Source organism: Phenylobacterium sp. (genome assembly GCF_037138395.1).
GTDB lineage: Bacteria > Pseudomonadota > Alphaproteobacteria > Caulobacterales > Caulobacteraceae > Phenylobacterium.
Genome location: NZ_JBAXIM010000069.1, coordinates 1 through 12876 on the forward strand (window position 1 = coordinate 1; position 12876 = coordinate 12876).

Annotated in this window: 13 protein-coding genes; 4 read left to right on the plus strand and 9 right to left on the minus strand. The window is 67.1% G+C overall.

Translation table 11 applies throughout. The annotated features are described in order from the left end of the window. The first annotated feature begins 43 nt into the window (after positions 1-43). Positions 44-1126, plus strand: coding sequence for a Zn-dependent alcohol dehydrogenase (locus tag WCJ52_RS07205; RefSeq protein WP_336902641.1), 1083 nt, complete (start codon positions 44-46; stop codon positions 1124-1126). Between the two features lie 60 nt (positions 1127-1186). On the opposite strand, the gene arsC is transcribed toward WCJ52_RS07205, so the two are convergent. The 3 genes from arsC to WCJ52_RS07220 form a co-directional block, all read right to left on the minus strand. Beyond that, positions 1187-1537, minus strand: a complete 351-nt coding sequence (gene arsC / locus WCJ52_RS07210) for an arsenate reductase (glutaredoxin) (RefSeq protein WP_336902629.1) — start codon at positions 1535-1537, stop codon at positions 1187-1189. Positions 1538-1551: 14 nt separating this feature from the next. Then, a complete protein-coding gene (locus tag WCJ52_RS07215) occupies positions 1552-3957 on the minus strand; it encodes a M20/M25/M40 family metallo-hydrolase (protein ID WP_336902630.1) in 2406 nt (801 codons plus the stop codon). Positions 3958-4067: 110 nt separating this feature from the next. Continuing rightward, positions 4068-4763 (minus strand): response regulator transcription factor, encoded by a 696-nt coding sequence (locus tag WCJ52_RS07220; protein ID WP_336902631.1) that lies wholly within the window; start codon positions 4761-4763, stop codon positions 4068-4070. A gap of 304 nt (positions 4764-5067) precedes the next feature. On the opposite strand from WCJ52_RS07220, the gene WCJ52_RS07225 reads away from it, so the two are divergent. The 3 genes from WCJ52_RS07225 (at position 5068) to WCJ52_RS07235 (ending at position 7167) form a co-directional block, all read left to right on the plus strand. After that, positions 5068-5322: a hypothetical protein gene (locus tag WCJ52_RS07225; protein WP_336902632.1), complete on the plus strand. Its 255-nt coding sequence runs from the start codon at positions 5068-5070 to the stop codon at positions 5320-5322. 88 nt (positions 5323-5410) lie between these two features. Further along, entirely contained in the window at positions 5411-6748 is a 1338-nt protein-coding gene (fliI, locus tag WCJ52_RS07230) for a flagellar protein export ATPase FliI (protein ID WP_336902633.1), read from the plus strand. Beyond that, on the plus strand, positions 6745-7167 hold the full coding sequence (locus WCJ52_RS07235; protein WP_336902634.1) for a flagellar export protein FliJ: 423 nt from the start codon (positions 6745-6747) through the stop codon (positions 7165-7167). Before fliI ends, WCJ52_RS07235 begins: the two co-directional genes overlap by 4 nt. Before the next feature lie 19 nt (positions 7168-7186). On the opposite strand, the gene WCJ52_RS07240 is transcribed toward WCJ52_RS07235, so the two are convergent. From WCJ52_RS07240 to WCJ52_RS07265, 6 genes are all read right to left on the minus strand, one after another. After that, positions 7187-7558 carry a DUF4282 domain-containing protein gene (locus WCJ52_RS07240; RefSeq protein ID WP_336902635.1) on the minus strand — a complete coding sequence of 124 codons (372 nt, stop codon included), beginning with the start codon at positions 7556-7558 and terminating at the stop codon, positions 7187-7189. Between the two features lie 112 nt (positions 7559-7670). Then, the gene (gene flhA / locus WCJ52_RS07245; protein WP_336902636.1) at positions 7671-9770 is read right to left on the minus strand and encodes a flagellar biosynthesis protein FlhA; all 2100 of its coding nucleotides are present in this window, start codon (positions 9768-9770) and stop codon (positions 7671-7673) included. A gap of 11 nt (positions 9771-9781) precedes the next feature. Then, complete coding sequence (locus tag WCJ52_RS07250; protein ID WP_336902637.1) at positions 9782-11149, minus strand: sigma-54 dependent transcriptional regulator; 1368 nt, start codon at positions 11147-11149, stop codon at positions 9782-9784. A gap of 28 nt (positions 11150-11177) precedes the next feature. Continuing rightward, positions 11178-11513, minus strand: a complete 336-nt coding sequence (gene fliN / locus WCJ52_RS07255; protein ID WP_336902638.1) for a flagellar motor switch protein FliN — start codon at positions 11511-11513, stop codon at positions 11178-11180. Positions 11514-11518: 5 nt separating this feature from the next. Beyond that, entirely contained in the window at positions 11519-12169 is a 651-nt protein-coding gene (locus WCJ52_RS07260) for a flagellar assembly protein FliH (protein WP_336902639.1), read from the minus strand. Then, on the minus strand, positions 12169-12876 hold a 708-nt coding region (locus tag WCJ52_RS07265), incomplete at its 5' end, for a flagellar motor switch protein FliG (protein WP_336902640.1). The genes WCJ52_RS07260 and WCJ52_RS07265, both read right to left, overlap by 1 nt.

Here is a 12876-nt window from a genome sequence, read left to right on the forward strand (position 1 = left end):
CATTGCCAACGCCCACAGGGGCGAGACAAGGGGAGACGCCGACATGAAGGCCGCCGTTCTGCGGGAAGTGGGCAAGCCGCTTCAGATCGAAGACGTTCAGATCAACAAGCCTGGCCCGCGAGAGGTCCTGATCCGCACCAAGGCCGCCGGCCTGTGCCATTCGGACCTGCACTTCATGGAAGGCTCCTATCCGCACCCGCTCCCGGCCGTCCTGGGCCACGAGAGCGCCGGCGTCGTCGAGGCGGTCGGCTCCGAGGTGCGCACGGTAAAGGTGGGCGACCACGTCATCACCTGCCTGTCGGCCTATTGCGGTCACTGCGAAAGCTGCCTGACGGGACGCCTGTCCCTCTGCGTCAGCCCTGAGACCAAGCGCGACTCCGCAGACGAGCCCCGCCTGACCCAGAACGGCGCCCCCCTGCCGCAGTTCCTCAACCTGTCCTCCTTCGCCGAGTACATGCTGATCCACGAGCACGCCTGCGTCTCGATCCGCAAGGACATGCCCCTGGACCGCGCGGCCCTGATCGGCTGCTCCGTCATGACCGGCGTGGGCGCGGCCATCCACACCTCGGGCGTACGCCCCGGCGAGACGGTGGCGGTCATCGGATGCGGCGGCGTCGGCCTGTCGGCGATCAACGGCGCAGCGATCGCCGGTGCCGGCCGGATCATCGCCATCGACATGTTCGGCTCCAAGGACAACCTGGCCCGGGAGTTCGGCGCCACCGACTTCATCGACGCTTCCAAGACCGACGCGGTCAAGGAAGTCCTCGAGATGACCCGCGGCGGCGTGCACCATGCCTTCGAGGCCATCGGCCTGTCCAAGACCGCCGAGCAGGCCTTCAACATGCTGCGTCGGGGTGGCACGGCCAACATCATCGGCATGATCCCGCTCGGCCAGAACATTACCCTCCCGGGCGCGGCCTTCCTGGGCGAGAAGCGCATCCAGGGCTCGCTGATGGGCTCCAACCGCTTCCCGGTCGACATGCCCCGCCTGGTGGACTTCTACATGTCCGGCAAGCTCAAGCTCGACGAGATGATCTCCCAGCGGATCCGGCTGGACCAGGTCAACGAGGGCTTCGACGACATGAAGAAGGGCGGCCTCGCCCGCTCGGTCATCGTTTTCGACTGATCCTTTCCAGATGCGGACAGGGGCCCCGCCGCAAGGCGGGGCCCTTTTTCATGTCCACTCTCAGATCAGGTCCAGGACCCGTTCAGCCGGGCGGCACAGGGCCACACCCCGCGGGCCTTCCACGATCGGTCGCTCGACCAGGATCGGCTCCTGCGCCATGGCCGCCGCCAGGGTCGCCTCCGAGACACCCTCCCCAGTGAGCCCGAGCGCCTCGGCTCGGGTTCCCCTCAGACGGAGGAAGGCGCGCAGGGGAACGCCGGCGCGTGCCGCCAGCGTCTTCAGCTGGGCCTCGGTCCAGCCAACCTTCAGGTATTCCACGACCCGGGGCTCGATCCCCTTTTCCCTCAGGAGGGCCAGGGTGTTGCGCGAGGTCCCGCAGGCCGGGTTGTGGTAGATGACGCAGTCGCTCACGGGGGTCTCCCGGCTCACCAGCTGAAGGTCCGGGCATCGCGGACGAGGGCGGTATCGCTGTCGCCGAAGGCCATTTCCTGCGGGCTGCGGGCGGGCAGGGGCGGCAGGCCCTTGGGCCAACCTTCCGTGCGCGACAGGGTGCGGACTTCCAGCCGGCCCGGGCCTGCGGGCGTGAACTCCACCGCCAGGGTTCCAGGGGGCGCCTGCAGCCGGATCCGGTTCCAGACACCCGGCGCCGCCAGCAGGGCTGCGGGCCGGCCATTCACGGTGGCGCTTCCGGCGAGGGTGTCGGACCTCAGGTCCAGGCTGAGCCCCTGGATGCCGGCGGGCACGGTGACGGTCAGGCGCTGTCGGCCATTCTGAGTTGTCTGAAGGGCGACCGTCGCCCCGGCGAGGGGGACGGTGGGGGCGGGGCTCGCCCAGAAGGGGGCCCGCGCGACGAGTTCGTCGCGGGTCTGGACCGGGCGTGCGCCACCCTGTGCCAGAACCTTCCGGGTCCAGGTGGAGAGACGAGGCTCGGTGGAAAGGGTGGAGCCCTTGCCGCCCCCGGCGTCCTGCAGGTGCTGGACGATCGTGGCCTGGGGGTGTCGCGCCGACCAGGGCGGCGCCAGGCGGACCAGGGCGGAGAGTCCCAGCCCGAGGGCGAGGGCCGCCGCCGCTGCCAGCCAAACGCGCCTATCGCCGATCTTGTCCCCGGGATCGCCCTGGATCATTGGCCAGAGCCCCAACAGGCAGAGCCATCCGAATACGGCCAACAGGGCTGGAAGATCGAGTCCCAGGAAGACGCCATGGGCGTAGCCCAGGAGCCAGGCGGTCGTCGGCGTCCCGATCAGGACCCCGAGGAGGGGTATCCTCCAGCTAGATCCTGTCCCGCCCAGCGAGGTGAGCGCGGCGAGGAGGCAGGCCGCCAGGAGGGGCCAGGCGACCAGGAAGGCCGCCGTCGGCGCGGCGATCTGCAGCCCGAGGCTGACCGCCAGGGCAGTAGCCAGGACCCCGGTCCAGGCTGGCGCAATACGGACGGGCGCCCCGAAGGTCAGGCCTCCGCAGACGGCGGCGGCGCCGCCGAGGGCGAGGGCGGCGAGGTCCCAGCCAAAGAACTGCGCCGCCGCCGCCGCCGCGAGGCCGAGGGCTGCCGCAACAAGACGGCCCCGTCCCGCGCCGGTCAGTCTCGGCGTCAGCAGCGCAACCGACAGGCCCAGCAGCAGAAGCGCCGCCTCCCAGGTCGCAACCCGGGCGAGGAGCGGCCTTTGTTCCAGGAACCCACCACCTTCGGTACCGATCAGCCGCGCCAGATGCAGCACGGCGGCGGTCAGGAGTAGCAGGTAGATGGCCGCTCCCACCCCGCGGGCCACTCCTGGGGCATCCAGGATCCCAAGCCGGCGGGCATTGCGCACGGCCAGGGCGAGGAGGCCCGTGCAGGCGGCGAGCACCAGCCAGCCGGCGAGCGGTGGATAGGCGATGATGAGGTCGCCGAAGACGTGGGAGAAGACCTGGTCTGGCCCGCGCTCCGGAAGCCGGGGTGCATAGGCCAGGGCGCGGGCCGCTGCCGTGACCTGATCGCCCATGTGCTGCAGGCTGCTCAACTGCAGGGCCGCTGGCGTCGCAGAGGCAGCATGGTAGTCGAACTGCCTGCCGATGAAGGCGAAGTTCAGGCCGTCGATCCCTGCGGCGCGGGAGACCGTGAAGTCCGTATCGTTCGGCATGGCTGAGTAGAGCAGTACGGCCAGGGACGAGGCTGAGGGCCGGCTGGCGTTGTGGCGAAGCACCTCGACCGTTCCAGCATTCCGGGCCCCGGTCTGGAACATCTGGGCCAGCCCGCCCCCGCCCCGGGCCTCCATGTTGATCAGGAACCCGACCCGGCGGGCCAGCGGCATCTGGGTGAAGGCGGCATCCGCGCCCAGCAGGCCGGCTTCCTCGCCGTCGGTTATGAGGAAGATGACGTCCCGTGCTGGAGTTCCCTGGAGCCGGAGGATCCTGGCCAGTTCAAGGGCGGCGGCGACGCCGGCGGCGTCATCCCCGGCGCCCGGCGAGCCCGGGACGCTGTCGTAGTGCGCCATGATCGCGAGGGCGGGGGCGGTGCGATCGCGCCCGGGCAGGACGCCGACGATGTTCTCCACCTGTCCGCCCACAAAGAGCGGCTGCTGCAGTCGGGCGATCTTCCTGAGGGCAAAGGCCGGCTGGACTTCGGGCGCCAGGCCCAGGGCGGTCATCCGGGCCAGCAGGAAATCCCTGACCTGGGCATTGGCGGGGGAGCCGACCGGGTGCGGCGACTTCGCCATGACCACGACATCGGAAAAGGCCCGCTGTGCGGAGAAGGCGCTGGCCGGCGCATCGGCGGGTGCGGGCGACGGCGGACGGACGGCAACGAAGGTGAGGCTCAGGGCCGCCGCGAGGGTGACGCACAGTGCGGCAAGCCGCATGGTTTCTTCTCCCAATCCCGCCGGAGGGGCGAACCATATCTTGAACCGCCTCTGAAACAAGAACGCCCGCCGTAAGGCGGGCGCTGCAGGTCCTGGAGGGGGTCGACCGGTCAGGCGGCGACCTGGCCCTCCATCGGGTCGCGGAGCACGTAGCCCCGTCCCCAGACCGTCTCGATGTAATGCTTGCCGTCCGCGGCGGCAGCCAGCTTCTTGCGCAGCTTGCAGATGAAGACGTCGATGATCTTCAGCTCGGGCTCGTCCATGCCGCCGTAGAGGTGGTTGAGGAACATTTCCTTGGTCAGGGTCGTGCCCTTCCGAAGGGAGAGGAGTTCCAGCATCTGGTACTCCTTGCCCGTCAGGTGCACCCGGTTGTTGTTCACCTCCACCGTCTTGGCGTCGAGGTTGACCAGGATGTCGCCTGTGCGGATCACGGACTGGGCGTGGCCCTTGGACCGGCGGACCACGGCGTGGATCCGGGCGACCAGTTCGTCCTTGTGGAAGGGCTTGGTCATGTAGTCGTCGGCACCGCCGCCGAGCGTCTTGACCTTGGTGTCGATCTCCGAAGTCCCGGAGAGGATCATGATGGGCGTGTCGATCTTGCCGACCCGCAGGTTCCGCAGCACGTCCATGCCGCTCATGTCGGGCAGGTTCAGATCCAGCAGGATCAGGTCGTAGTCATAGATCTTGCCCAGATCGATGCCTTCCTCACCCAGGTCCGTCGTATAGACATTGAACCCCTCCGACTTGAGCATCAGTTCAATGCTCTGCGCTGTCGCGCTGTCGTCCTCGATAAGCAGTACGCGCATACTTGCCTCCTTGCCCCTCCGGCCTGAGCGCTGATTCGCTTCGCGACGCGCGCCCGGCAACTGCACCCTGCCAGAGGGTTAATTTAAGAAAGGTTAATGTTGGTAACCCTGCTGTGAAAACCGTTAACCCGGTTCGCGAATCGGCCGCAAGCCCGTGCTTCCAGGCGCGGCTTCGGGCCTGTTGAATCTTTTGTGATTGGACATACCCGGCGAATTCCTGTCGCTCGCCCGGACTGGCGCCCGGGCGCTTCAGGCCCATATTAGAGGCGCACGGCGACGTCGCCGGCCAGCAGGAGGTCAGGGCATGTCTCCGGATTTGGACGCCGATCCCGGTCCCAGCGGCCTTGCCGAGGCCGGTGCCGGGATCTTTCCCGAGGATTGGGGCGACCCGGACCTGTCCGCGCCGCTGGAGGCCCTTCCCCCCCAGCCCTTCAGCCTCGGGGATGAGATCAGGCTGCGGCCGGGCCGCACCCTTGGGCGCGCCCTCTTCGCCGGCCTGATCCTTGGTCTCTTCCTTCGGCGCTTCGGGCATGCGGATCGCCGGACGGCGGCGGTTTAGAGGGCCTGATCCTGATCCCGGCTCTTCACAGCTGATTAAGCCTGTAGGACACAAACTGCGGTCCTGAGTCGCGACTGGAGACTGCGTCTTGCACAACCTTGTCGAGGCCGTTGAGAAGCTGGAGCCCCTGGTCGTCACCGGGCGGGTTGCGGCGGTCTCGGGCCTGCTCATCGAGGCGCGCGGCGGCATGACCCGGCTGGCGGTTGGTGCCCGGGCCGAGATCGAACGGAGAGGTGCGCCGCCCCTGGCCGCCGAGGTGGTGGGTTTCCGGGACTCCCGTGCACTGCTCATGCCCTTTGGCCCTGTCGAGGGCATAGCGCCCGGCGCTGCCATTCACATCGACCCCCAGGGATCCGCCGTTCATCCGACCCGGGGCTGGCTTGGGCGTATCGTGAACGCCTTTGGCGAACCCATAGACGGCAAGGGCCCGCTTCCGCGCGGCGTCGCCGCCTATCCTCTCCGCGCCTCGCCGCCGCCCGCTCACGCCCGAGACCGGGTGGGCCCCAGGCTGGACCTCGGCGTCCGCGCGATGAACGTTTTTACCACCTGCTGCCGCGGGCAGAGGCTGGGGGTCTTCTCCGGCTCCGGGGTCGGCAAGTCGGTGCTTCTCTCCATGCTGGCCCGCCAGTCGGAGTGCGATGCCGTCGTGGTCGGCCTGATCGGCGAGCGGGGCCGGGAGGTGCGCGAATTCATCGAGGAGACGCTCGGCGAGGAGGGTCTCAAGCGGGCCGTCGTCGTGGTCGCCACCTCCGACGAGCCGGCGCTCAAGCGGCGGCAGGCGGCCTACATGACCCTGGCCATCGCCGAGTACATGCGGGACCAGGACCTGGAGGTTCTCTGCCTGATGGACTCGGTGACCCGCTTCGCCATGGCCCAGAGGGAGATCGGACTCGCCGCAGGCGAACCCCCGACCACCAAGGGATATACGCCGACCGTCTTCACGGAGCTGCCAAAGCTTCTGGAGCGCGCCGGCCCGGGTCCTGTGCGCCCTGACGGTACACGCGGCGGGCCTATTACCGGCATCTTCACCGTTCTCGTGGACGGCGACGACCACAACGAACCGATCGCCGACGCCGTGCGGGGTATCCTCGACGGCCACATTGTCATGGAGCGGGCCATCGCTGAGCGCGGACGCTTCCCGGCGATCAATGTCCTGAAGTCAATCAGCCGGACCATGCCCGGCTGCCAGGACACCCGGGAACGCACGATCGTACGCGATGCCCGTCAGGTTCTCTCGGCCTACGCCAATATGGAGGAGCTGATCCGCATCGGCGCCTACCGGGCGGGATCGGACCCTATGGTCGACAGGGCTATCGCCCTCAATGCGGCCCTTGAGGCCTTCCTGGGACAGGATAAGGACGAGGTTTCGAGCCTTCCGGAGTCCTTCTGGCAGCTTGAACAGATCCTTGCTGGTGGCAGCGCATGAGCTGGGACGAGAGCCTTGTCCGCATCGCGGGCTACGAGGTGGAGACTGTCCGCAAACGCCTGGCAGAGATCATGGCCCGCCGGGAGGTGGCGGAAATGGGGCTCGTGGTTCTCGACGCCCAGATCGAGGCGGAGGCGGACTTCATCCGGAGCGATCCCGTCGCCGCCTTCCATCATCCGGGCTTCCTTGCCGGATGCAAGGCGCGCCGGATGACCCTGCTTTCGGTCCTTGAGCTGGTCCTGGCCGAAGAGGCCGGGGCCCGTGACGCCCTTGTGGAGGCCTTCGAGACCCAGAAGAAGTATGAAAACGTCGCGGACGGATTGGCCCGGCGCCGTGTCCTGGAGGCCGCGCGCCGGGACAACGCGGAACTCGACGAAATGGGAATCCTGCGGGCCGGCCGGGCGTCAGCGGGCGCCTGAGGTCAGGGGGTGCCTGAGGTCAGGGGGCGCCGTCGCTATTGTCGTCCTGATCATTGGCCTGGCGCAGGGCGTGGATGTCGTCGCTGAGCCGGAAGAGCGCCACATAGAGCTCGCAGAAGGCCCTCCAGAGCAGGGCCAGAATGCCGATCACCAGGGCGCCGCCAACCAGAACAGCCATGCCGAGCAGGATTCCGAAGGGGAATTTCTCGCGGATGGCCACGCCCACGGCCGTGCCGATGAAGCCAAAGCCGACCAGGGCGGTGATCCCCAGGCCCGACCAGTAGATCAGGTGGATGACCTGTCGGGTCATCAGGGTATCGAAGGACATCAGCTCCCAGAACATGTCCGAGGTGAAGCGCGCCGGGCGGCTGTTGGGTTTCAGATCAAACATCAGCTTTCCATGCCTTGTTCGGCGCTGGCCTGGGACGACATCTCGCTAGCAGTCAGAGGCGCCCGCCGCAACTCGCCCCCGGTTTGATCCACGACGCGATCTCCCTTGACCATCAAATCATCCCCACAGTCTTGAGCCGCGCCCGGGGGTGGACTTCGTTCTGGCTCATGACCGGGGTCTGGCCTCGGAAGCGCTCGATCAATGAGCGGACATAGGGGCGGATACCCGGGCTGGTGAGCAGGACCGGAGATTCCCCGGCCTGCGCTGCGCGCTCAAAAGCGTCGCCAACCCCACGGATGAACTCCTGGAGCCGCGAAGGCGCCATGGACAGCTGGCGGTCTTCGCCTGACCCGACCAGGGATTCGGCAAAGGCGGTCTCCCAGTCTGGAGAGAGGGTGATGATCGGTAGGGCGCCGTCGTCCCCACGGTGGGCGAAGGAGAGCTGTCGGGCCAGCCGGGCCCTGACCTGCTCAACGAGGCTGGTGAGCGAGGCGCTGTGCGGCGCCGCCTCGCCAAGCCCCTCGAGGATGGAGGGTAGGTCGCGGATCGAGACGCGTTCGCGCAGGAGGGCCTGCAGGACCCTCTGGAGCGTGCTCGCCGAGACCACCGAGGGGACGAGGTCGTCGACCAGCTTCTTCTGTTCCGACGGCAGGTCCCGGAGCAGCTTCTGGACCTCCGAATAGGACAGCAGGTCCGGCATGTTCTCCTTCAGGATCTCGGTCAGATGGGTGGTGAGCACGGTCGAGGGGTCGACCACGGTATAGCCGCGGAAGGTCGCCTCCTCCCGGAGGCTATCCTCAATCCATGTCGCCGGCAGTCCGAAGGCTGGCTCGCGCATGTGCTCGCCCGGTAGATCCACCTGACCGCCCCGCGGGTCCATGGCCATCAGGCTTCCCAGGCGCACCTCTCCAGATCCGGCCTCCAGCTCCTTGATGCGGATGAGGTAGCCCTGAGCGGGTAGTCGCATGTTATCGAGGATCCGGACCGGCGGCATGACAAAGCCGAACTCCGCGGCGAGGGTCTTGCGCAGGGCCTTGATCTGGTCCGTCAGGCGACGGCCTTCAAGGTCGTTGATCAGGGGCAGTAACCCGTAGCCCAGCTCGATCTTGATCTCGTCCATGGCAAGGGTCTGGCTGATGTGCTCCTCGGTGTCCGGCTGGGATCCGCCGGGGTCCTGTATCCCCAGGATCTCAGACAGCCGCGCATTCGAGGATCGCCGCCAGGCGAGGATGCCAGCACCGATGGAGAGCAGGGCGAAGGGGACCACCGGCATGCCCGGGATGAGGGCGATCACACCCGCCGATGCCGAGACCATTCCAAGGCTGACGGGGTTCATGGCCAATTGTGTGACCAGCGCCTGGTCCGTCGAGCCATCGACGCCTGCATTGGACACCAGGAAGCCGGCAGCGATCGAGATGATCAGGGCCGGAATCTGGGTCACCAGTCCGTCGCCGATCGTCATGATGGTGTAGGTGGATGCCGCCTGCGCCAGTGGAACGCCGTGCTGCAGGATCCCGATGAGGATGCCGCCGATGATGTTGATCGCCACGATGATCAGCCCGGCGATGGCGTCGCCGCGGACGAACTTCGAGGCACCGTCCATCGAGCCGAAGAAGGTCGATTCCTGTTCGAGCTCCTTGCGGCGTCGGCGTGACTCTTCCTGGTCGATCAGGCCCGCTGACAGGTCGGCGTCGATCGCCATCTGCTTTCCGGGCATGGAGTCGAGGGCGAAGCGGGCCGCGACCTCAGCGATCCGGCCGGAACCCTTGGTGATGACCACGAAGTTCACGATCACCAGGATGGCGAAGACGATGAGGCCAATCGTGAAATTGCCTCCGGTCATCAGGCGACCGAAGGACTCGATGACCTGGCCTGCGCCGTGCACGCCCTCATGGCCGTGCGCCAGGATCAGCCGGGTCGAGGCCACGTTCAGGGCCAGCCGGAACAGGGTCGTGACCAGCAGGACCGTCGGGAAGGCCGTAAAGTCGAGAGGCCTCCGGATGAACAGCGAGGTCATCAGGATGAGGATGGACGCCGAGATCGAGATCGCCAGTAGCGCGTCCAGAAGAAAGGCCGGGACGGGCAGGATCAGCAGGACCAGAACCGACACGACGCCGAGGGCCAGCGCGACCTCACCCCGCAACAACCAACTGAGGACCAGGGCGGGGCTCAGCTTGCGGGGCTCGACCCCGTTGAATGTTGTGTCAGCCACCGATCAGGTCCTCAGGCCGCGCTCGCGCCCATCTGGGGCGCAGGCACGCTGATGCCAGCCTCGGTGTACTCCTTGAGCTTGTTGCGGAGGGTCCGGATCGAGATGCCCAGGATGTTGGCCGCATGGGTACGGTTGCCAAAGCAGTGTTCCAGGGTGTCGATGATCAGCTGCTGCTCCATGGCCGCTACGGTCTGGCCGACAAAGCTCCGTGAGATGGCCTCGGCCGTGGTGGCCGCGACTTGGGCGGCGCGGGCGCCGGCGTCGGAGGGGCCAAGAGGTTGGCCATCCGGAAGGCGGACCGCGCCTTCCTCGATGATGTCTCCGCTGGCCAGCAGAACCGCCCGGTGCATGGCGTTCTCAAGCTCGCGCACATTTCCGGGCCAGCGATGACCCAGAAGGCGCCGGCGAGCCTCGGCCGAAAGGACGCGGGGTGGAAGCCCGTTCGCTGCGGCGTACTTGCGGATAAAGAACTCAGCCATCGGCAGTATGTCGCCGGGGCGTTCGCGAAGTGGTGGCAGTCTCAGATTGACGACATTGAGCCTGTAAAGCAGGTCCTCGCGGAAGGTTCCGTCCCGTACCGCCTGCACCAGGTCCCGGTTCGACGTGGCAAGGATGCGGATGTCGACCCTCACGGGCTGTGAGCCGCCGACCCTGTCGATCTCCCGTTCCTGGATGGCCCGCAGGAGCTTGGCCTGCAGCCGGGTGTCCATCTCCGAGATTTCGTCCAGTAGCAGAGTCCCGCCATTGGCTTCCTCGAACTTGCCGATACGGCGGGCGAGGGCGCCGGTGAAGGCACCCTTCTCGTGACCGAACAGCTCGCTTTCGAGGAGGTTCTCAGGGATGGCGGCGCAGTTCACCGAGATGAAGGGCTTGCTGGTCCGACGGGACTTCTGGTGGACGTGTCGGGCGACGATCTCCTTGCCGGAGCCGCTCTCTCCGGTGATGAGGATCGACGCGTCCGACGGTGCCACCTGCTCGGCCATGGCGATGACCGCCCGCATGGCCGGGTCCTCGGCGATCATCGGACGATTATCGTCGGACACGGCGGCCAGGACCGCGGCGATCATCTCTGCGTCCGGCGGAAGGGGAATGAACTCCTTGGCGCCTGCCCGGATGGCGTCGGCCGCCTTGCGGGCGTCGGAATCGACACCGCAGGCCACCACCGGCGCTCGGATTCGCTCGGCCTCGTTGGCGGCGATGAGGGCGGCGATATCCAGGTTGTAGTCCACCAGCAGCAGGTCTGCGCCCTGTCCGGCCCGCAAGGCGTGGGTGGCCGCCGCTATAGTCTCCACGTGGCTGACCTTCGCCCCCTGCGCCATCGCCATCTTCACGGCGGCCGCCAATTGTCCGTTCAGTTGTCCAACGACTAGAAGCCGCATGATCCGTCTCCGCTTCGACCCCGTGTCCCTAGGACTGGGTGTCGCCGTCCTTGATGATTTCCGTCATGGTCACGCCGAGGCGCTCGTCGACGATGACGACCTCACCGCGCGCCACCAGACGGTTGTTGACGTAGATGTCGATGGCCTCACCGACCCGCCGGTCCAGCTCCAGTACGCTGCCGGAGTTGAGCTGCAGCAGTTGCGAGACGCTCATGGTGGCTCGGCCGAGCACAGCCGAGATCGACACAGGGACATCGAAGATGGGTGCAAGGTCCGATGCCGTCTTCTCCCCCGTGTCGTCGCCAGGGCGCGGTGGAGTATCGGCCGGACCCAGTTCGTCAAGATCGAGATCGTTGTCACTCATGTCGTTCAGCCTTCCCCACCGGGGTGCAGAGGTTCAGCGTGCATGCCTTCGGCGGCCAGGGCGGCCTCCAGGGCCTTCCCGACCCGCAGCGCCGCGTCTTCGGGATCGAAGCTCGCGGCGCCGTCGCCAAAATCCAGGGTAAAGGCGGCTCCGATCCGGTCGGCATCCTCGCGGACTAGGATCTGCCCTGTGAAACCGATAGCCGCGGCGGTGGCGGACAGGGTCTCACCCACCGCAGCCGCAAGCGCAGGCGACACGCTCACGATCAGCCGTGGCTCGGACTCGATTTCGTCGGCGAGGCTGGCGAGCGCGCTCTCCAGGGCCGCCCTTGGGAAGAGGCCCAGGACCTCGCCGGTGATGGCGCGGGCGCAGGCAAGGGCGAGGCCCGCAGAGCCCTCCCGGTGGGCGTGGGCCACCTTCGCCAGGCTTCCCAGCCCGTGTTCAGCGTGCTTTGCGATCTCCGCAAGCGCCCGCGCCTGCAGAGCCGACATCTCGCCGAGGGCCTTCTGCTCGCCGTCCGCGAAGGCGCGGCCGCGAACGGCCTCCATCTCGTCTGCCGTGAAGTAGCGCTTGGGCCGGGGGGCGCTGCGCGCAACATTGCCAACGCCGTCAAAGACGGTGTCGAAGCTAAATCTTTCGAGGAGGGGCTCGGCCATCAGTAGATCAGCTCGTCATCGCCGCTTGAGCCGGCGAGCATGATCTCGCCCTTCTGCGCCAGGTCCTTCGCCGATTGGACCATGGCCATCTGGGCCTGGTCGACATCGCGGAGCCGGACGGGGCCCATGTTCTCCATGTCCTCCCGCAGAATCCGGGCGGCACGTTCGGACATGTTGGAGAAGAACAGGTTCCGCAGGTCCTCGGATGCGCCTTTCAGGGCCAGGCCGAGCTGGGACTTGTCCACCGCCCTGAGCAAGGTCTGGACCCCGCCGGGATCAAGCTTGGAGAGGTCCTCGAAGACGAACATCAGGGCCCGGATACGCTCGGCGCTGTCGCGGTTCCGCTCCTCGAGGGCCGAGATGAAGCGGGTCTCGGTCTGCCGGTCGAAGGCGTTGAAGATATCGGCCATCATTTCATGGCTGTCGCGCTTTGAGGTGCGCGCCAGGTTCGACATGAACTCTGTGCGCAGGGTCTGCTCGATCTTGTCGAGGATCTCGCGCTGGACCGGCTCCATGCGGAGCATCCGGGTCACGCATTCCATGGCGAAGTCCTCGGGCAGGGCACCGAGGACGCGGGAGGCATGGTCTGGCTTGACCTTGGAAAGGACGACGGCGACGGTCTGGGGGTACTCGTTCTTCAGGTAGTTGGCGAGGACGCCTTCGCTGACATTGCCCAGCTTGTCCCACATGGTCCGGCCGGCCGGACC

What these genes read in the sequence shown, in the direction of transcription:
- WCJ52_RS07225 (WP_336902632.1), top strand. Translation starts at nt 5,068, where the DNA reads ATGTCTCCGGATTTGGACGCCGATCCCGGTCCCAGCGGCCTTGCCGAG.
- fliN (WP_336902638.1), bottom strand. Translation starts at nt 11,513, where the DNA reads ATGAGTGACAACGATCTCGATCTTGACGAACTGGGTCCGGCCGATACT.
- WCJ52_RS07250 (WP_336902637.1), bottom strand. Translation starts at nt 11,149, where the DNA reads ATGCGGCTTCTAGTCGTTGGACAACTGAACGGACAATTGGCGGCCGCC.
- WCJ52_RS07215 (WP_336902630.1), bottom strand. Translation starts at nt 3,957, where the DNA reads ATGCGGCTTGCCGCACTGTGCGTCACCCTCGCGGCGGCCCTGAGCCTC.
- WCJ52_RS07240 (WP_336902635.1), bottom strand. Translation starts at nt 7,558, where the DNA reads ATGTTTGATCTGAAACCCAACAGCCGCCCGGCGCGCTTCACCTCGGAC.
- WCJ52_RS07220 (WP_336902631.1), bottom strand. Translation starts at nt 4,763, where the DNA reads ATGCGCGTACTGCTTATCGAGGACGACAGCGCGACAGCGCAGAGCATT.
- WCJ52_RS07260 (WP_336902639.1), bottom strand. Translation starts at nt 12,169, where the DNA reads ATGGCCGAGCCCCTCCTCGAAAGATTTAGCTTCGACACCGTCTTTGAC.
- WCJ52_RS07235 (WP_336902634.1), top strand. Translation starts at nt 6,745, where the DNA reads ATGAGCTGGGACGAGAGCCTTGTCCGCATCGCGGGCTACGAGGTGGAG.
- WCJ52_RS07205 (WP_336902641.1), top strand. Translation starts at nt 44, where the DNA reads ATGAAGGCCGCCGTTCTGCGGGAAGTGGGCAAGCCGCTTCAGATCGAA.